1 protein-coding gene is annotated in these 268 nt (G+C 66.0%); it reads left to right on the top strand.

The window, feature by feature from the left end; all coding sequences use genetic code 11:
* On the top strand, window positions 1-268 hold a 268-nt coding region (locus ACRHNM_RS16905; RefSeq protein WP_431137784.1), incomplete at both ends, for a hypothetical protein.

The following is a 268-nucleotide window of genomic DNA, read 5'->3' on the forward strand; positions in this document are numbered from 1 at the left end:
TGGCTCAGGGCGAATTCGAAAATGAGCGGCCTGCCTTCCGTTTGCCGGACATCGACGGCCTGGATAGCTGCCTGTGCGGCTCCGTCGCCGGGCTCTTCCCCGTTTCCGTCCCCATCGGGATCTTCACCGGAACCCCCGTCATTGCGGGGACCTCCACCGGACCCGCCGTCATTCCCGGGATCTTCCCCGGACCCGCCGTCGCCGGTATCCCCACCCGGAGGGTCTGCTGCCTCAACGGTGAGCAGGGCCGAATGGGTAAAATTCCCGT

Origin of the sequence: Psychroserpens mesophilus (assembly GCF_050617655.1) — a bacterium.
Lineage (GTDB): Bacteria > Bacteroidota > Bacteroidia > Flavobacteriales > Flavobacteriaceae > Psychroserpens > Psychroserpens mesophilus_A.